14 protein-coding genes and 1 pseudogene are annotated in these 17,279 nt (G+C 73.7%); 4 read left to right on the forward strand and 11 right to left on the reverse strand.

Annotation, left to right across the window (positions count from 1 at the left end):
* The first annotated feature begins 166 nt into the window (after nucleotides 1-166).
* Nucleotides 167-841 (forward strand): PepSY domain-containing protein, encoded by a 675-nt coding sequence (locus ABZ851_RS26580; RefSeq protein WP_361132288.1) that lies wholly within the window; start codon nucleotides 167-169, stop codon nucleotides 839-841.
* A 70-nt stretch (nucleotides 842-911) separates the two neighbouring features.
* On the opposite strand, the gene ABZ851_RS26585 is transcribed toward ABZ851_RS26580, so the two are convergent.
* The 3 genes from ABZ851_RS26585 to ABZ851_RS26595 form a co-directional block, all read right to left on the reverse strand.
* A complete protein-coding gene (locus ABZ851_RS26585) occupies nucleotides 912-2,186 on the reverse strand; it encodes a ribonuclease D (protein WP_361132291.1) in 1,275 nt (424 codons plus the stop codon).
* A 77-nt stretch (nucleotides 2,187-2,263) separates the two neighbouring features.
* Nucleotides 2,264-2,926 carry a response regulator transcription factor gene (locus ABZ851_RS26590; protein ID WP_088800537.1) on the reverse strand — a complete coding sequence of 221 codons (663 nt, stop codon included), beginning with the start codon at nucleotides 2,924-2,926 and terminating at the stop codon, nucleotides 2,264-2,266.
* A gap of 351 nt (nucleotides 2,927-3,277) precedes the next feature.
* Nucleotides 3,278-3,934: a DUF3000 domain-containing protein gene (locus ABZ851_RS26595; protein WP_361132295.1), complete on the reverse strand. Its 657-nt coding sequence runs from the start codon at nucleotides 3,932-3,934 to the stop codon at nucleotides 3,278-3,280.
* Between the two features lie 147 nt (nucleotides 3,935-4,081).
* On the opposite strand from ABZ851_RS26595, the gene hemE reads away from it, so the two are divergent.
* On the forward strand, nucleotides 4,082-5,149 hold the full coding sequence (hemE, locus tag ABZ851_RS26600; protein ID WP_336048532.1) for a uroporphyrinogen decarboxylase: 1,068 nt from the start codon (nucleotides 4,082-4,084) through the stop codon (nucleotides 5,147-5,149).
* Between the two features lie 59 nt (nucleotides 5,150-5,208).
* Here the strand turns inward: hemE and ABZ851_RS26605 are convergent, their stop codons facing one another.
* Together ABZ851_RS26605 and ABZ851_RS26610 are read right to left on the reverse strand one after the other, a co-directional pair.
* Nucleotides 5,209-6,606: an FAD-dependent oxidoreductase gene (locus ABZ851_RS26605; protein ID WP_361132299.1), complete on the reverse strand. Its 1,398-nt coding sequence runs from the start codon at nucleotides 6,604-6,606 to the stop codon at nucleotides 5,209-5,211.
* 60 nt (nucleotides 6,607-6,666) lie between these two features.
* The gene (locus ABZ851_RS26610) at nucleotides 6,667-7,863 is read right to left on the reverse strand and encodes a thiolase family protein (RefSeq protein WP_361132302.1); all 1,197 of its coding nucleotides are present in this window, start codon (nucleotides 7,861-7,863) and stop codon (nucleotides 6,667-6,669) included.
* 205 nt (nucleotides 7,864-8,068) lie between these two features.
* Here ABZ851_RS26610 and hemG point away from each other — a divergent pair, with 205 nt between their 5' ends.
* Both hemG and hemQ read left to right on the forward strand, forming a co-directional pair.
* Nucleotides 8,069-9,532, forward strand: a complete 1,464-nt coding sequence (hemG, locus tag ABZ851_RS26615) for a protoporphyrinogen oxidase (protein ID WP_361132305.1) — start codon at nucleotides 8,069-8,071, stop codon at nucleotides 9,530-9,532.
* Nucleotides 9,533-9,543: 11 nt separating this feature from the next.
* Nucleotides 9,544-10,296, forward strand: a complete 753-nt coding sequence (hemQ, locus tag ABZ851_RS26620) for a hydrogen peroxide-dependent heme synthase (protein WP_088802399.1) — start codon at nucleotides 9,544-9,546, stop codon at nucleotides 10,294-10,296.
* 96 nt (nucleotides 10,297-10,392) lie between these two features.
* Here the strand turns inward: hemQ and ABZ851_RS26625 are convergent, their stop codons facing one another.
* The 6 genes and pseudogenes from ABZ851_RS26625 to ABZ851_RS26650 form a co-directional block, all read right to left on the reverse strand.
* A complete protein-coding gene (locus ABZ851_RS26625; protein WP_361132309.1) occupies nucleotides 10,393-12,084 on the reverse strand; it encodes an alpha/beta hydrolase in 1,692 nt (563 codons plus the stop codon).
* Between the two features lie 84 nt (nucleotides 12,085-12,168).
* On the reverse strand, nucleotides 12,169-12,945 hold the full coding sequence (locus ABZ851_RS26630; RefSeq protein ID WP_361132311.1) for a TIGR04222 domain-containing membrane protein: 777 nt from the start codon (nucleotides 12,943-12,945) through the stop codon (nucleotides 12,169-12,171).
* 104 nt (nucleotides 12,946-13,049) lie between these two features.
* Nucleotides 13,050-14,051: a TIGR04222 domain-containing membrane protein gene (locus tag ABZ851_RS26635; RefSeq protein ID WP_361132314.1), complete on the reverse strand. Its 1,002-nt coding sequence runs from the start codon at nucleotides 14,049-14,051 to the stop codon at nucleotides 13,050-13,052.
* Nucleotides 14,048-15,425 (reverse strand): annotated as a pseudogene (locus ABZ851_RS26640) (DUF692 domain-containing protein). The gene ABZ851_RS26635 and the pseudogene ABZ851_RS26640 overlap by 4 nt, the downstream one beginning before the upstream one ends.
* Nucleotides 15,426-15,660: 235 nt before the next feature.
* The gene (locus ABZ851_RS26645) at nucleotides 15,661-16,227 is read right to left on the reverse strand and encodes a YrhB domain-containing protein (protein WP_361132411.1); all 567 of its coding nucleotides are present in this window, start codon (nucleotides 16,225-16,227) and stop codon (nucleotides 15,661-15,663) included.
* 99 nt (nucleotides 16,228-16,326) lie between these two features.
* A complete protein-coding gene (locus ABZ851_RS26650) occupies nucleotides 16,327-17,031 on the reverse strand; it encodes a peptidyl-tRNA hydrolase (RefSeq protein ID WP_361132414.1) in 705 nt (234 codons plus the stop codon).
* Nucleotides 17,032-17,279: the final 248 nt, after the last annotated feature.

The following is a 17,279-nucleotide window of genomic DNA, read 5'->3' on the forward strand; positions in this document are numbered from 1 at the left end:
CACCCCCACCGCCCGGAGCGTTGAACGTCACACCGGACGAAGGGGGTGCCCGCCGGGTGACGGCATGGCAACTGGCGGAACGAGGCGACCGCAAACGACCGAACGCGGTCGAGTCTTGGCGTAATTCATCCCATCACACACCTAAAGTGCCCATATGGAGATGAATATGAGTGGTGTCGTGACCCGGTGCGGGCGCCCGGCGGGGCCGCGCGCGATCGGTCTGGTCTGCGCCGTCGCCGCCGCGGGCGCGCTGCTGTCGGGCTGCGGGAACAGTGACAAGGCCCCCCAGAAGGCCGCCGGCCCCCCGCGGGCCGTGCCCGCCTCCGCCCCCGCCTCCCCGAGCAGTTCGCTCAGCTCGGACCAGGCCCAGCGGAAAGCCCTGATCCCCAAGGCCAAGGTGGGGTACCAGCAGGCCCTGAAGGCAGCCATGGCGGCCGTCCCCTCCTCGAAGCCGATCGCCGCGGAGCTCAAGGGCTCACCCACCAATCCCTACTGGAGCACCGCGGTCGCGACGTCCGACGGGACGGTGCACGACGGCCGCGTCGATGCGGTCTCCGGAAAGCTGACGCAGTCGCGCACCGAGTCGGACGACGCCGAGGACAAGAAGCATCTCGCCGGCCAGCTGTCCAAGGCCAAGGTCACGGCCCAGCAGGCCGCGGAGACGGCGACCGAGAAGACGAAGGGCACCGTCACCACCATCGAACTCGGCAACGCCGAGAACGGGAGCGACGCGGTGGCCTGGACCGTGGGCGTCGTGACCCCCGCCGACTGGAACCAGACGACCTACGGGATCGACGCGACCAACCGCAAGGTCCTGTGGACGCACACCAATAACGACTAGCGGGACATGAAGAGTGCGGCGGCACCCCTGGGGATGCCGCCGCACGTGCGTCGGTGCCGCGCCGCCCGTGTCAGCCGGCGTCGGTCAGCAGCGCCTCGGTGAGGATCGGTGCGACCTGTTCGATCTGCCAGGGGCGGGCGCCATGGCCCTTCAGCACCTCGGCGACCGACTCCTGGCTCGGCTCGGCCGGCGGCTCCCAGCACAGCCGGCGCACCGTGTCCGGGGTGATCAGGTTCTCCTGCGGCAGGTTCAGGGCCTCGGCGAGCGCGGTGACCGCCGCGCGGGCGGCCGACAGCCGGGCCGCGGCGACCGGGTCCTTGTCAGCCCAGGAGCGGGGCGGCGGCGGCCCGTTGAGCGGCTGGCCGGGCTGCGGCAGCTCGTTCTCGGCCAGGGCGCGGGCGCGGTCGACGGCGGCCTGCCACTGCTCCAGCTGCCGGCGGCCCATACGGTGGCCGAAGCCCGGCAGCGCGGCCAGGGCGTGGCTGTTCGGCGGCAGATTCAGCGCCGCCTCCACGATCGCGGCGTCCCCGAGCACCTTGCCGGGGGAGATGTCGCGCCGCTGGGCCACCTGGTCACGGGCCGTCCACAGCTCCCGTACGACCGCCATCTGACGGCGCCGTCTGACCTTGTGCATGCCGGAGGTGCGGCGCCAGGGGTCCTTGCGGGGCGGCGGCGGGGGAGCGGCGGCGATGGCCGCGAACTCCTGCCGGGCCCACTCCAGCTTCCCCTGCCGCTCCAGCTCCTCCTCCAGCGCGTCGCGCAGATCCACCAGCAGCTCGACATCGAGCGCGGCATAGCGCAGCCAGGGCTCGGGCAGCGGGCGGGTGGACCAGTCGACGGCGGAGTGGCCCTTCTCCAGAGCGAAGCCGAGGACGTTCTCGACCATGGCGCCCAGGCCGACCCGGGCGAAGCCGGCCAGCCGGCCGGCCAGCTCGGTGTCGAACAGCCGGGTGGGGACCATCCCTATGTCGCGCAGGCACGGCAGGTCCTGGGTGGCTGCGTGCAGCACCCACTCGGCGTCGCCGATCGCCTCGCCCAGCGCCGACAGGTCGGGGCAGCCGACCGGGTCGATCAGCGCGCTGCCCGCGCCTTCGCGGCGCAGCTGTACGAGGTAGGCGCGCTGGCCGTAGCGGTAGCCCGAGGCCCGCTCGGCGTCGACGGCCACCGGGCCCGTGCCGGCCGCGAAGGCGGCCACGATCCCGTCGAGCGCCCCGTCGGTGGCGGTCACCGGGGGGATGCCCTCGCGGGGCTCCAGGAGAGGGACCGGCGCCGGTCGGGAATCCGGAGGCGAGTCTCCGGGTGCTCGCAGTGTCATGTCTGCTGCGGTCTTTTGGGCGTCGGTCACCAGTCAAGGGTATCTGTGTATGCACGTCGCCCGTCGAGGGAACGTTCCCTCGACGGGCGAGCAGGTCGGATGAACGGTCAGTGGATGATGCCGGTGCGCAGGGCGACCGCCACCATTCCGGCCCGGTCACCGGTACCGAGCTTGCGGGCGATCCGGGCCAGGTGGCTCTTCACGGTCAGCGCCGACAGCCCCATCGAGACGCCGATGGCCTTGTTGGACTGGCCCTCCGCCACCAGCCGCAACACCTCGACCTCACGCCCCGACAGCTCGCGGTAGCCGCCCGGGTGGCCGGGGGCGCCCGGCGGACGGCGCTGCATACGGGCCGCGGTGGCGCCGATGGGCGAGGTGCCGGGGCGGCCCGGAAGGCCCAGGTTGGTGCGGGTGCCGGTGACGACGTAGCCCTTGACGCCGCCGGCCAGGGCGTTGCGCACGGCGCCGATGTCGTCGGCCGCGGACAGCGCGAGGCCGTTGGGCCAGCCCGCCGCCCGGGTCTCGGACAGGAGGGTGAGGCCGGAGCCGTCGGGAAGGTGGACGTCGGCAACGCAGATGTCGCGCGGGTTGCCGACGCGGGGACGGGCCTCCGCGATGGACGACGCCTCGATCACGTCACGCACTCCGAGGGCCCACAGGTGGCGGGTGACGGTGGAGCGGACGCGAGGGTCGGCCACGACGACCATGGCCGTCGGCTTGTTCGGGCGGTAGGCGACCAGGCTCGAAGGTTGCTCGAGGAGAACAGACACCGGGCCTCCTGGGGGGAGTGGCGAGGGACGGAAGCCGGCTGGGGGAAGCCGGAATGATCCGTGTTTGAAGGGTCACTGACCTCTTCGGCAGCAATCCGGCGGGACTTTAGACTTTGATCACGATTTAGTTAGGGGCAATTCGGGCAAATCGGATGGGTGATCGATCAGAGGTGCGCACCGGGTGCGCGCCGAGATGATCAAAGCCGTACGCAATCCCGTCCGGATTCCCGCAAAAGACGACGACGCGGTGATCACGGCACCGGCCGCACGCGGGCGCACCACCGGACCGGCTCTGCGCACACGTGCTCACTCACGTGCTCACCGATGCCGGGTAACGGGGGAAGGGGCAGCTCAGCGGGGCTGGGCACCGCGGCGCTGGGGCAGCGGGACGATCCCGCCGCGCGGCGCCGTATCGGGCGTGGCCGGCGGCAGGCCCGCCACCTGGCAGAGCAGATCGCACCACGCCGACAGATGTACCGCCAGCTCCGGCACCCCGCCGGGGCCCTCGGCCGGTGTCCACGACGCCCGGATCTCGATCTGCGTGGCGGGCTCGCGCGCCGCGAGCCCGCCGAAGTAGTGCGAGCCGGCGCGGGTCACCGTGCCGCTCGGTGCGCCGTAGCGCACCCCGCGCGCCTCCAGCGCACCGGTGAGCCAGGACCAGGACACCTCCGGCAGCAGCGGATCGGCGCCCATCTCCGGCTCCAGCTCCGCACGCGCCAGGGTCACCACCCGGAAGGTGCCCTGCCAGGTGTCGTCCCCGGCCGGGTTGTGCAGCACCACCAGCCGGCCGTCCGCCAGATCCCTGTCCTCGCCGCCCGGACCCGAGCCGCGTTCGACGACCGCCGCCTCCAGCGCGTACGCATACGGGGCGAGCCGTTTGGGAGCGGGCGTCGGATCGATCTCGATCTCCGGCCGCAGTCGTGCCGCGCGGAGCGCTTCGACCGCCTGACGGAAGGGGATCGGGGCCTCGTCCGCGCCGTCCGCGAGGTGTTCGTGAGCCGCAGCCATGCCCGGAAGATTAGGCGGAACCGGGCCCGCATACGGGGAGGACACCCGGTGCGCGCGTCGCCCATTCGGAGGCGCCCCCGGGCGCATGCGGAGATATCGGCCACCTGGCCCGTTCGGCGTGCGGCCCGGCGTGCGAAGATTTGGGGCGTGAGCGCCAACGAATGCCCCACGGGCCAGCAGCAGACCGGTACACACGACTCGGCTTTCCTCAAGGCGTGCCGGCGTGAACCCGTGCCGCACACCCCGGTGTGGTTCATGCGCCAGGCCGGGCGCTCACTGCCCGAGTACCGCAAGGTCCGCGAGGGCATCGCGATGCTCGACTCCTGCATGCGGCCCGATCTCGTCACCGAGATCACCCTGCAGCCCGTGCGCCGCCACAACGTCGACGCCGCCATCTACTTCAGCGACATCGTGGTCCCCCTCAAGGCCATCGGCATCGACCTCGACATCAAGCCCGGCGTCGGCCCGGTCGTCGAGAACCCGATCCGCACCCGCGCCGACCTGGCGCAGCTGCGCGCCCTGGAGCCCGGCGACGTCCCGTACGTCACCGAGGCCATCGGCATGCTCGTCCGCGAGCTGGGCGCCACGCCCCTGATCGGCTTCGCCGGTGCGCCCTTCACGCTCGCCAGCTACCTCGTCGAGGGCGGCCCGTCCCGTAACCACGAGCGCACCAAGGCCCTCATGTACGGCGACCCGCAGCTGTGGGCCGACCTGCTGGACCGGCTCGCCGACATCACCGCCGCGTTCCTCAAGGTCCAGATCGAGGCCGGGGCGAGCGCCGTCCAGCTCTTCGACTCCTGGGTCGGTGCGCTCTCGCCGGCCGACTACCGCCGCTCGGTGATGCCCGCCTCCGCCAAGGTCTTCCGGGCGGTCGAGGGCCTGGGCGTACCGCGTATCCACTTCGGCGTCGGCACCGGCGAACTCCTCGGGCTGATGGGCGAGGCGGGCGCGGATGTCGTCGGCGTCGACTGGCGGGTCCCGATGGACGAGGCGGCCCGCCGGGTCGGTCCCGGCAAGGCGCTGCAGGGCAACATCGACCCGGCCGTGCTCTTCGCGCCCCGCGAGGCCGTCGAGACCAAGGCCCGCGAGGTCCTGGACGCGGCCGCCGGCCTGGACGGCCACATCTTCAACCTCGGCCACGGCGTCCTGCCCTCCACCGACCCGGACGCGCTGACCCGCCTCGTCGAGTACGTCCACACGCAGACGGCGCGCTGAGCGGAGCGCGGCGGACGGCGACGGATCCGGGGCCGGCGGGCCGGCCGCGGCCCGCGGTGTCAGGCCCCGGCCTCCCGTACGGCACCGACGGCCTTGCGGGCCGCCACCAGGACGGGGTCCCAGACCGGGGAGAACGGCGGGGCATAGCCGAGGTCGAGGGTGGTCATCCGCTCCACCGTCATGCCGGCCGTCAGCGCCACCGCCGCGATGTCCACCCGCTTGCCGGCGCCCTCGCGGCCGACGATCTGCACGCCCAGCAGCCGGCCCGTACGGCGCTCGGCGAGCATCTTGACGTGCATCGGGCGGGCGCCGGGGTAGTAGCCGGCGCGGCCTGTGGCCTCGACGGTCACCGTCACGAAGCGCAGTCCGGCGGCGTGCGCCTCGCGCTCCAGCAGCCCCGTCCGGGCGATCTCCAGATCGCACACCTTGCTGACGGCCGTGCCGACGACACCGGGGAAGGTCGCATAGCCGCCGCCCGCATTGGTGCCGATGACCTGCCCGTGCTTGTTGGCGTGGGTGCCCAGCGCGATATGGCGCAGCTGCCCGGAGACCAGGTCAAGGACCTCGACGCAGTCGCCGCCCGCCCAGATGTGCTCGTGTCCCCGCACCCGCATGGCGAGGTCGGTGAGCAGTCCGCCGGACGTGCCCAGCGGCAGACCGGCCGCGGCGGCGAGCGTGGTCTCGGGCCGTACCCCCAGGCCCAGCACGACCACATCCGCCGGGTACTCGGCGTCCTCGGTGGTGACCGCGCGCACCCGGCCGCCCCCGGGGGTGCTCTCCTCGTCGGTCAGCACTCCGGTGACGGTCGCCCCGAGCACCGTCTCGATGCCCATCGCGCACATCGCCTCATGGACGAGCGCGCCCATGTCCGGGTCGAGGGTGGACATCGGCTGGGCGCTCTGCTCCAGGACGGTGACCTGGTAGCCGCGGCGGATCAGGGCTTCGGCCATCTCCACACCGATGTAGCCGGCGCCGACGACGACCGCCCGCCGGCCCGGGGAGGCGTCGAGGGTGTCCAGCAGGGCCCTGCCGTCGTCCAGGGTCTGCACACCGTGCACGCCGGGTGCGTCGATGCCCGGCAGGCCGGGCCGGCGCGGGCGCGCGCCGGTCGCCAGCACCAGCTTGTCGAAGCCGGTCCATGCCTCGCGGCCGCCGTCCTCCAGCTCCCGGAAGCACACCCGGCCCCGGTCCAGGTCGAGTTCGGTGACCTCGCAGCGCATCCGCAGATCGATGTCCCGGGCGCGGTGTTCCTCGGCCGTACGGGCGACCAGCGCGTCCGGGCCGTCGACCTCGCCGCCCACCCAGTACGGGATACCGCAGGCGGAGTACGAGGTGAAATGGCTGCGCTCGAACGCGGTGATCGCCAGGTCGGCCGGCTTCCGCAGCCGGCGTGCCTGCGATGCGGCGGCCATCCCCGCCGCATCGCCCCCGACGATGACCAGGTGTTCCGTCGCCATGCCGTCTGCCCCTTCGCCGTGTGACCGCTTCGTCGAGTGTGCTCCGCCGCGCCGCGGTCCTCAGCGCTCCAGGACCAGCGCGAGCCCCTGCCCCACGCCGATGCACAGCGCGGCGAGGCCGGTCCCCGACCCCAGCGCGGCGAGCTGGTGGGCCACCGCCCCCGCCAGCCGGGCACCGGAGGCCCCCAGCGGGTGGCCGATGGCGATGGCGCCGCCGCGCGGATTGACCACGGAGGGGTCCAGCTCCGGCCACTGCCCGATGCAGCCCAACGTCTGGGCCGCGAAAGCCTCGTTGAGCTCGAACGTCGCCACCTCGGCGAAGCCGCGTCCGGACCGCTCCAGGGCCCGCCGTACCGCCTCCACCGGCCCCAGGCCGAACAGCTGCGGCTCGATCCCGGTCACCGCGCTCGCCCGGATACGGGCCAGCGGTTCGCGGCCGGTGGCCCGCAGGCCCTCCTCGTCCACCAGCAGCAGGGCCGCCGCACCGTCGTTGAGCGGCGAGGAGTTCCCGGCGGTGACCGTGCCCCCGGCCGAACGGAACACCGGCTTCAGCTTGGACAGCGACTCCAGGGACGACGCCTCCCGGATCGTCTCGTCCCGCGGCAGGTCCACCTCCGGCAGCGGCACCACCTCGTCGTCGTAGGCGCCCTCCCGCCAGGCGCGGACCGCCTTTTGATGGCTGGCCAGCGCGAAGACGTCCTGCTGCTCGCGGGTGATGCCGTGCCGGTCGGCGATCAGCTCGGCGCCCTCGCCCAGCGCCACCGTCCACTGAGGAGCCATCCGCGGATTGACCATCCGCCAGCCCAGCGTCGAGGAGAACATCTCCTGATGGCCGGCGGGAAAGGCGCGTTCGGGCTTGCGCAGCACATACGGCGCACGGCTCATCGACTCCACCCCGCCCGCCACCGCGATATGCGCATCGCCGTGCGCAATGGCCCGCGCCGCCTGGATGACCGCCTCCAGACCGGACCCGCACAGCCGGTTCACGGTCACGCCGGGGACGGTCACCGGCAGCCCGGCCAGCAGCACCGCCATCCGCGCCACATTGCGGTTGTCCTCGCCCGCGCCGTTCGCGTCGCCGAAGCAGACATCGTCGATCCGCGCCGGGTCAAGGTCCGGTGTACGGTCCACCAGGGCCCGCACCACATGGGCGGCGAGGTCGTCCGGCCGGACCGCGGCCAGCGCGCCGCCGTACTTGCCGACGGGGGTCCGTACGGCATCGACGATGTACACATCCCGTACGCGTGGGTCGGTCATCAGGCGGTGTCCTCGCTGTCCCGGCTCGACGGTCGGCGGACGGTACGAAGATCGCCACCCGCCGACCACGAGTCTTTGCCCGCCGCTGCCCGCTGTCAACGGGGCTCCCGGACACCGTGCCCGCCCGCCTGCCGGCCCGCCGCGGGCGGTGTGCGGCTCCTCCTCCGGCCCCGGTCCCTTCGGTGCGCTCTGAGAGAGTGGGGGCATGAGCGCAGCGCACACCCCCACGGGCCCAGGGCCCGGCAGCACCGGTCATGTGGTCGTCATCGGCGGAGGCATCTCCGGGCTGGCGGCGGCGCACCGACTGCTCGAAGGCGGCGCCCGGGTGACCGTCCTGGAAGCGGCGGACCGGCTCGGCGGCAAGCTGCGGGTGGGCGAGATCGCGGGCGTCCCGGTCGACCTGGGCGCCGAATCGATGCTGGCCAGGCGGCCGGAGGCGGTGGATCTCGCGCGCGCGGTCGGCATCGGGGACCGGCTGCAGCCGCCCGCCACGGCCGGTGCCTCGCTCTGGACGCGCGGCGCGCTGCGGCCGATGCCCACCGGCCATGTCATGGGCGTCCCCGGGGACCTCGGCCCGCTCACCGCCTCCGGTGTGCTCTCCCCCGAGGGGATCGCCCGTATCGACGAGGACGCCCGGCTGCCGCGCACCGAGGTCGGCGAGGACGTCGCCGTCGGCACCTACGTCGCCCGGCGCCTGGGCCGCGAGGTCGTCGACCGGCTCGTGGAGCCCCTGCTCGGCGGGGTGTACGCGGGCGACGCCTACCGGATCTCGATGCGCGCCGCCGTCCCCCCGCTCTTCGAGGCCGCGCGGACCCACCGCTCCCTGCTCGACGGCGTACGGGGCATCCAGGCGCGGACCGCCGCCACCGTCCACCAGGCCGGGGCCGCCGCGACCGGACCGGTCTTCATGGGCATCGAGGGCGGCATCGGGACGCTGCCGGGCGCGGTGGCCGACGCCGTACGGGCCAAGGGCGGCGAGATCCGCACCGGTACGCCGGTCACCGCGGTGCGGCGCGCCCCCGACGGCTGGCAGCTCGACCTCGACGGCACCGCGCTCACCGCCGACGCCGTCGTCCTCGCCACCCCCGCACCGGCCACGGCCCGCCTCCTCGCCCCCGTCTGCCGGCCCGCCGCCGCCGAGCTGGACTCCGTCGAGTACGCCTCCATGGCCCTGGTGACCATGGCCTTCCGCCGCGCCGACGTCGAGGGGCGGCTGACCGGCAGCGGCTTCCTCGTCCCGCCCGTGGACGGCCGCAAGATCAAGGCGTCCACCTTCTCCGGCAACAAGTGGGGCTGGTCCGGCCGCTTCGACCCGGACCTCTTCGTGCTGCGCACCTCCCTCGGCCGCCACGGCGACGAGGAGGATCTGGCGCGCGAGGACTCCGAGCTGGTCGGCTTCTCGCGCGCCGACCTGCGTGCGGCGGTCGGGCTGACCGCCGCGCCGGTCGCCTCGACGGTCACCCGCTGGGACGGCGGACTGCCCCAGTACCCGGTCGGCCACCTGGAGCGGGTGGCCCGCATCCACGACGCCGTGGCCGGGCTGCCGGGCCTGCGGGTGTGCGGCGCGCTCTACGGGGGCGTCGGCATCCCGGCCTGTATCGCCTCGGGCCGCACGGCCGCCGACGACATCCTTGCCACCCTGCGCCCGGACTCCGTCCCCGCCGAGTGAGAATGGACGGTATGACAGACGCTTCCACCCCCGCTTCCGCGCCGCAGGCACCCGCGGCGCCCGAGAAGGTTCCGCACGCCGGCAAGAAGGCCAAGGACCTCAACGAGATCATCCGCTACACCCTCTGGTCGGTGTTCAAGCTGCGCGACGTCCTCCCGGAGGACCGCGGCGGCTACGCCGAGGAGGTCGAGGAGCTGTTCGCGCAGCTCGCGGCCAAGGACGTGGTGGTGCGCGGCACCTACGACGTGTCCGGTCTGCGTGCCGACGCCGACGTCATGATCTGGTGGCACTCGGAGAGCTCGGACGCCCTCCAGGAGGCGTACAACCTCTTCCGCCGTACCCGGCTGGGCCGGGTGCTGGAGCCGGTGTGGTCGAACATGGCGCTGCACCGCCCCGCCGAGTTCAACAAGTCGCACATCCCGGCCTTCCTGGCCGACGAGGAGCCGCGCGCCTATGTGAGCGTCTACCCCTTCGTGCGCTCCTACGAGTGGTACCTCCTGCCCGACGAGGACCGCCGCCGGATGCTCGCCGACCACGGCAAGATGGCCCGCGGCTTCCCGGACGTGCGCGCCAACACCGTGCCGTCGTTCTCGCTGGGCGACTACGAGTGGGTGCTCGCGTTCGAGGCCGATGAGCTCTACCGCATCGTCGACCTGATGCGTCATCTGCGCGGCTCCGAGGCGCGGATGCACGTCCGCGAGGAGATCCCCTTCTACACCGGGCGCCGCAAGCCGGTCTCCGAGCTGGTCGCGGGCCTGGCGTAACCGGGCGCGCGGTGCGTCGGGCCCAAAGGCCCGGGCCGCGCACACAGCACGACGGGCCGCCCCTGGGGGACGGCCCGTCGTGCTGTGTGCGGTCCGCTACTTGCCCGGCACGGCGTGCTGCTGGGCCCGGGTCACCTGCTGGCCCGGCGCCGGTTCCGCGCGCGGCGCGCAGTACACCTTGCGCGCCGGGATCTTCCCGTGCAGCAGATAGGCCTCCACGTACCGGTTCACACAGGCGTTCTCGCCGAACGCGATGCCATGGGTGCCCGCCCCGTTCTCGGTGACCAGCGAGGAGCCGGGCAGCCGCCGCTGCAGCTCCAGCGCCCCCTTGTACGGCGTCGCCGCGTCCCGCTCGGCCGCCAGCAGCAGCACCGGCGGCAGCGCGCCGGGCGCCGTGTGGACGTCGACCGGACCGCGCTGCCCGTGCAGCACATCGTCGAGCACGGTCGAGGTCGCATGCCGGGCGGCTTCGGCCAGGTCCCGCCCGGTGGCGTGGTGTCCGGCCTGCTCCGCGGCGGCGTCGAGCGCGGTGGTGGCGGTCCGCCACCGGTCGGGCCAGAAGGCGCAGGGCAGGTTCATCCAGGCGTTGTCCCAGGTCTCGAACGGCGCGGTCCGGGCGACCTCGGTGTTGTCCCGGTCCCAGGTGTGCCAGTCGTGCGGCCAGCGCGCGTCATTGCACTCGACGGCGGTGTAGACGGCGTTGGCGTTCTCCTCGGCCCTGGCGCCGCCGGACCGCGGCATGGCCTGGGCCATCAGCGGCTTGGGGTCCCCGTGCAGATACCCCGACAGCGCCTCGGCGCTCCGTGGCCAGAAGGCGTCGTTGTAGCCGGTCTTGAGGAATGCCGACTGCAGCTGGCCGGCGCCGATCTTCCCGCCCAGCGGGTGGCGGCGCAGCCTGTGCGCGGCCGTGTCGTAGGAGTGCTGCACCGCCCGCTTGGTCGTGCCGAGGTGGTAGCGGCCATGGTGCTTGGCGGTCCAGCGCAGCCAGTCGCTCCAGCGGTGCTGGAAGGCGATGTCCTGGTCGAGGTTGTTGCGGTACCAGATCTGCCGGGGTGCGGGATTGACGACACTGTCGAAGAGCATCCGCCGGACGTGGCCGGGGAAGAGCGTCGCGTAGAGGGCCGCGAAGTACGTCCCGTACGAGGCGCCCATGAAGTTCAGCTTCTTCTCGCCGAGCGCGGCCCGCAGCATGTCCAGGTCGCGGGCGTTGTTGACGGAGTTGTAGTAGGGCAGGTCGGCGCCGGCCCGGCGGACGCAGCCACGGGCGTACGCCCTGGCCTGGGCCAGTTTCCGGCGCTTGAAGGCCGCGTCGGGGCGCGGACGGCTGTCGGTGGGCGCCTTGGCGAACGTCTTGGGGTCCTGGCACGACAGCGGCGCCGAGCGGCCCACACCGCGCGGCGCATAGCCCACGAAGTCGTAGACCCGGGCCAGCTTGTCCCACTTGGGGAGCCCGCCGTAGAGCGGGAACTCCATGCTGGACGCGCCCGGGCCGCCGGGGTTGAAGATCAGGGAGCCCTGCCGTTCGCGGTGTGCGGTGGCCCGGACCCGGCTGACGGTCAGATGGATCTTCTTGCCGTCGGGGCGCGCATAGTCGAGGGGAACGGTGAGGGTGCCGCACTCGACGGTCGACGGCAGCTGCTCCACCGGGGCGCAGCGGCCGAAGCCGATGCGGTGGGCAACGGGCGCGGGTGGCGTGGCGGCGGCCCCCGTGGCGCCGCCTGCCGGGGCAGTGGCGAGGGCGGTCACCAGCAGCGACCCGATGGTGCCGTACAACGCAAGTGCTCTCACTGGCCGTCCCTTCGTGTGTGCATACAAAAGGGATAGTTGAGGCGGCGATTGTCGATGTAAAGCACCTGGCACCGGTGTCGGAGGCTATGCCCCGGATGAGTGGAGCGCGGCGCGCAAGGTGGGGTCGGTGAGGGCGGTGGGGCCTCGGAGAGCGAACGAGGTGAGAGGGGGAAGGAGGGCGGGGGAGCCGGAAGTGCGGGGCAGTTTCCGTCCCCCCGCGTCGGTGGCCCAGTCGCTGTACGGGTGGAGCTCGAAGCGGGCCACCGCCCAGGTGCCGAGGGTGAGGATCAGCGGAAGCACGAACCAGCCCAGGAGCAGCCCGTAGTCCGCGCCGGCCGGCGCCATCCAGGCGGCAGCGGCGGCGAACAGCGGCACCAGGAGAGCGGTGCCCTGGACCAGGCGGACGGCGGTGGCGACGCCCGGACGGACCGCGGCGGGCAGCGCCAGCCCGTCGGTCACCAGCCGCTCGGCCACCTCCCGCACCGCGGCATCCCCGACGAGGGTGTCCCGTATCTGCGGTATGCGGCACTGTCCTTCCGGGCCTATGGCGGTCAGGGTCGCGCGCTCGACGGCGTCCTTGCCGACCGGGTCGACGACGGTCGCCCACCCGGTGTCGGTGAGCAGCAGCCGCCGCTGCTGGGCCATCAGCACCAGGACGAGGTCGGCGAGCCGGTGCGGGCCGCCGGAGAGGTAGGCCACCTCATAGAGGGTCAGCCCGGCGCGGTCGCCCGCCGTGGAGGGACCCGGGGCGGTCCCGGGCGACGGCCGGGTGGTGCGCGCGGCGGCGACCGCGGCACGGCACAGCAGCGCACAGGACAGCGCTGCCACGGCCGAGGCGAGAAGGAAGAAGAAGAGCCACATGGCCGAAGGTTCTACGTGATGAGTACAAATACCGCCACAAAATTTCTCACCATGCGGGCGGCGGCAGCGGGCCCCGGGACGCGCCGTTGAGAGCCCCGGGCCCCTCAGCCGCCGCAGCCGCCGCCCCCGCAGCTCGAACCGCCCCCGCCGCCACAGCTCGAACCGCCCCCGCACGACGATCCGCCGCCACAGGACGACCCGGTGCTGCCGCACCCCGGCCCGGACCCGCCGTCGCCGGAGCCGCACCAGGACCCGCCGTCACTCCCCGGGCCGCCCCCGCCGTCACCGCACGAGGAACCTCCGGACGACCCGGATCCGCTGCCCGCCGCGGCGGCCGTGGCACGGTGCGCCTCCTCGAACTGCCGCCGCAGCAGCTCGTCCGTGATCAGCGCCGTACCGCCGAGCGCCACCGCCGGCGCGGCGGGCAGCCAGGCCCCGGCCGCGCCGCTCCCGCGGGGCCGGGCCGCCCGCGCGGAGCGCAGCGCGCAGGTCCCCGCCCTGGTGATCCGGCGGCCGAACGCCTTCTTGCACACCGACGCCACCGCCAGGCCCACGACCACCGCGGGCACCGTCCGGAGCGCCGGCGGCGGGCCGGACGCGTCCCCGCCGCTCCCCGCGAAGGACAGCAGCAACGCGACGAAGAAGAGCACCACACAGACCGTCATCTGGGCGCTCGCCAACCGGCGCCACGGCCGTCCGGGCTCCGGACGGCGCAGCAGGCCACGGGCCGCCAGCCGGTCGCCGACCCCTTGGACCGCGGGGCTGCGCCGCGCCGTGGCGCGCAGCACCGACAGCGCACCGCCGGGCGTCCGGGCGATCGTGTCCAGTACGGCCGCCTCGACCGCGTCATGGGCGAAGGCCTGGCGTACGGTCACCACTCCCGGGCCGCCCACGGCGAGCCGGCCGTCCTGGTGCATCCCGGCGATCGCGGCGTCCACCACCCGCCCGGGGCCGCCGGCGAGGAACGCCGCCTCCCACACGTCGTGGACCGCGGCGTCCCTCCGCCGGACGGACGGCGTCCGCAGCCGTACCCAGGCCGCGCCGAAGAGCAGGACCAGCGACGCGGCACCGGTCTCCAGGAAGGCCCAGGAGGCGAACCCCGTCACGTCCCGCTCCGCTCCAGTGCGCCCCGCACGGCCCGTACCAGCCGGGCCAGGGGCCGGGCGGACGGCGGCTGCGGGCCCGCACGGTCCCGCCACCACCGCGTCAACTGCTGCCGTGCGGCCGGGTCTTCGGGGCGGCCCTGGGCCAGCAGATGCGCCGCGAAGTCCAGGGCATCCTGGCGGTAGCCGCCGCTCATGGGGCGGCGCCGCGCATAGCACCGGAACGCGGCCCGGTAGTCCGCGCCGAGAATGTCCGGCAGCTCGGGCGCGACCTTGGCGACCACCGCGGCCCGCTTGGCCGTCAGCGCCCGGCTCTGCACCTGCAGCCGCACCCGGTCGAAGCCCTCAGGGGCCGGCGTCCCGGCGACCAGCGCGGACAGCAGCGCGGTCTGCGCCAGCGCCAGCCGCTGCCGGGCCGCTTCGGTCCCGGTGCCGCTGTTGCTGCCGCCGTCCCTGCTGTCGCCTGCGCTGCCTTCTGTGCCGTTTCCGTTGCCGCCCCCCGCGCCGTCGCCCGGGGCGCTCTCCGGTACCGGTTCAAGCCGCCCGGGCATGACGGGCCTCCTTCAGCACGGCGCGTATCGCATCGAGTTCACCGGCCAGCTCCGCGCCCTCGGGGAAGTCCTCGTCCCGCTCCAGCAGCACACCGGGCGGGGTGGTCCGGGCGCACAGCTCCGCAAGGACGTCCAGCACGGGCCGGGTCACCGGGTGGGCATGGCTGTCGTGCCACACCCCGTCCCGCTCCACACCGCCCGCGACATGGACGTAGGCGAGGGCATCGAGCGGCAGCTCGTCCAGGGCGAGGGCCGGATCCTCCCCCCGGTTGATGTGGTTCGTGTGGAGGTTGGCGACATCGATCAGCAGCCGTACCCCGGTCCGCCCGACGAGCTCGGTCAGGAACTGCCCCTCGGTCAGCTCCTCGCCCGGCCAGTTGACCAGGGCGGCGATGTTCTCCAGCGCCAGCGGCACCGGCAGGGCGTCCTGGGCGATGCGCACGTTCTCGCAGAGCACGTCCAGCGCGTCACGGGTGCGCGGCACGGGCAGCAGATGCCCGGCCTCCATCCGCGGGGAGGCGGTGAGCGGACCGCCGGCCCGCACAGAGGCGATGTGCTCGGTGACCATCGGCGCGCCCAGCGCCTCGGCGCGTTCGGCGAGTGCGGTCAGCCGCCCGGCGTCCGGGCGGTCGGCACCGCCGAGGCCGAGCGAGACACCGTGCGGAATGACGGTGGTGCCGCGCTCGCGCAACTCCTGCAGGGCGTAGGGCAGATGGCCCGGGCAGAGGTTTTCCGCCACCACCTCGACCCAGTCCACCCCGGGCAGCTCCGCGATCTCCGCGGCGATTTCCGGCCGCCAGCCGATCCCCGTACCCAGGCGCTCCATGGCTCCCCCTCTCGCTCCGTGGTCTCGGTACTCATGGCCGCGGCGGGACGGAGCGAACCCTGCAGCGGACGAGTTCAGAGGTTGATTTGAGTTTCCCAGGAGAGGGTGCCGGACCGGCTGTGGCCCGGTCACAGCGGGGTCCCGGACCGGGTATCGCGGGGGACGCGGCGCGCTGTGGACGGGGTGTGGAGTGCCTGTCGGTGGCTTTCCGGCCGGGAGCCGGGCAGCCAGGGAGTCAGGCAGTGCGGTGACGTCCTCCCCTGCGGACGGTCTGCACGGCGAGGGCCGGGGCGATGGGCTCGACGAGTTGCCCGGCCGCAAGGGCCACGAGCCGGGGCGGGGGTTCGCCGCCGAGCAGCCCGTGCACGTAGTCGAGCGCTTGAGCCGGAGAGAGCATCGCCAGCCTCTGCCGCAGGGCGCGCACGGCCTGCATGCGTCCTCGTGTGGCGGCGATGTCGCACAGCTCGTCGTGCAGGTCGTCCACCGCGGTGCGGACGCGCATCCCCCGGATGCGGGCGCGGTAATCCGCCTCCCACTCGCCGCCCCGCTCGGAGAGGACCCCGATACAGTGCAGTCCTCCGTCGATGCGGTCCACCAGGTACGGCCCGTGGCCGATCAGCATGGCCGCGGGGTTCCGCGTACGCGCGTACTCCTCGGACTGCCAGTAGACCTTCCAGACCAGCTCGTGTTCCGCCACGCGCAGCACCGTCGTGCGCACCGGCTCCACACCCAGGGCCGACCCCTTCTGATACTCGCGATCCAGCTCTTCCTCGACGAGCCGCACCGCGGCCTCTCGCTCCATCACGCGTCCAGCATCCCCCAGGGGCCGGAAGGCGGCCGGCGCGTTACGTGAGCGTGAGCGCAGGCGCTTGTGGGCAGTCCGGTCCGGCGGTGCGACCGTCTACGGCTGCCGCAGGCGCGGGAGCGGGCAGTAGCGCTCACCCCCTTCGGCCACCACGGTTTTCCCGGGGGCGATCTCCGTGAACCCGGCATCGGTCACCACGGGCAGACCGCTGCGGGTCAGCTCCTGCCAGTGCTCGCCCCGGGCGGACCGTACGGACAGCGGGAACCCCGCCGCGCGCCAGGCAGCCCGCTCGTTCGCGGACAGCTCCCACCACGCCAGCTGGGCACCGTGCCCGGCCTGCGCCATCTCCTTGCCCGTCGACATCCCCAGCTCGGAGTTGAGCCACAGCACCGGGGCGCCGGCGACGGGGGCCCCGGGCGGCTGGGGGTCGTCCAGTTCCGTGCCCGAGACCTGCAGCCGCGCCAGATCCTTCGGCCAGCCGTCCAGCGGCACCGGGGGGAAGACCCGCACCTCGGCGCGGTGGCCGGTGACCGTGATGCCCGGCAGTGCCTCGGCCCGCCGCCACTCCGCGCCGCGCGCCCGCCGCACCACCTTCCGGATCCGGGCGTCCTGCCAGTCCCGCACCGCCGCGGCCCACTTGCCGTCCCCGGCCGACCGCTCGTCCGACAGCAGCACCAGCACCGCCCTCGCCGCGGTCTCCAGCGCGTCCGTACGCGACGGTGGTTCGGCCCGCTCGATCCGCGCGACGAGCGGCAGCACGAACTGCGGGGCCGCGTCGCGGTCGGGCGCTTCGCGGCGCACGGCGCCGGCCGCGTCGTTGCCGGGCCGGCCGGTGCTTTCCGCGCCGGTGCTTTCCGCGCCGGTGCTCTCCGTGCCGGTGCGTGCTGTGCCGGCGCTCTCTGTGCTCGCGCTTTCCGTGCTGGTGCTTTCCGTGCTGGTCACCCGTCCGCCTTCTGTGCTGGTCACCGGTCCAGTCTGCCAGCCGCCACTGACAGGGGGCCCGTGACCGACTGCCGGCGGCGTCCCGTTGCCTCCCGCTCGCCGCTGCT

Source organism: Streptomyces sp. NPDC047049 (assembly GCF_040643995.1).
Lineage (GTDB): Bacteria > Actinomycetota > Actinomycetes > Streptomycetales > Streptomycetaceae > Streptomyces > Streptomyces mooreae.

Bases quoted from the DNA above. Each gene is read 5' to 3' on its own strand.
- hemQ (WP_088802399.1), top strand. From the start codon at position 9,544: ATGACAGACGCTTCCACCCCCGCTTCCGCGCCGCAGGCACCCGCGGCG.
- hemG (WP_361132305.1), top strand. From the start codon at position 8,069: ATGAGCGCAGCGCACACCCCCACGGGCCCAGGGCCCGGCAGCACCGGT.
- ABZ851_RS26595 (WP_361132295.1), bottom strand. From the start codon at position 3,934: ATGGCTGCGGCTCACGAACACCTCGCGGACGGCGCGGACGAGGCCCCG.
- ABZ851_RS26645 (WP_361132411.1), bottom strand. From the start codon at position 16,227: ATGGAGCGAGAGGCCGCGGTGCGGCTCGTCGAGGAAGAGCTGGATCGC.
- ABZ851_RS26610 (WP_361132302.1), bottom strand. From the start codon at position 7,863: ATGACCGACCCACGCGTACGGGATGTGTACATCGTCGATGCCGTACGG.
- ABZ851_RS26580 (WP_361132288.1), top strand. From the start codon at position 167: ATGAGTGGTGTCGTGACCCGGTGCGGGCGCCCGGCGGGGCCGCGCGCG.
- ABZ851_RS26605 (WP_361132299.1), bottom strand. From the start codon at position 6,606: ATGGCGACGGAACACCTGGTCATCGTCGGGGGCGATGCGGCGGGGATG.
- ABZ851_RS26630 (WP_361132311.1), bottom strand. From the start codon at position 12,945: ATGTGGCTCTTCTTCTTCCTTCTCGCCTCGGCCGTGGCAGCGCTGTCC.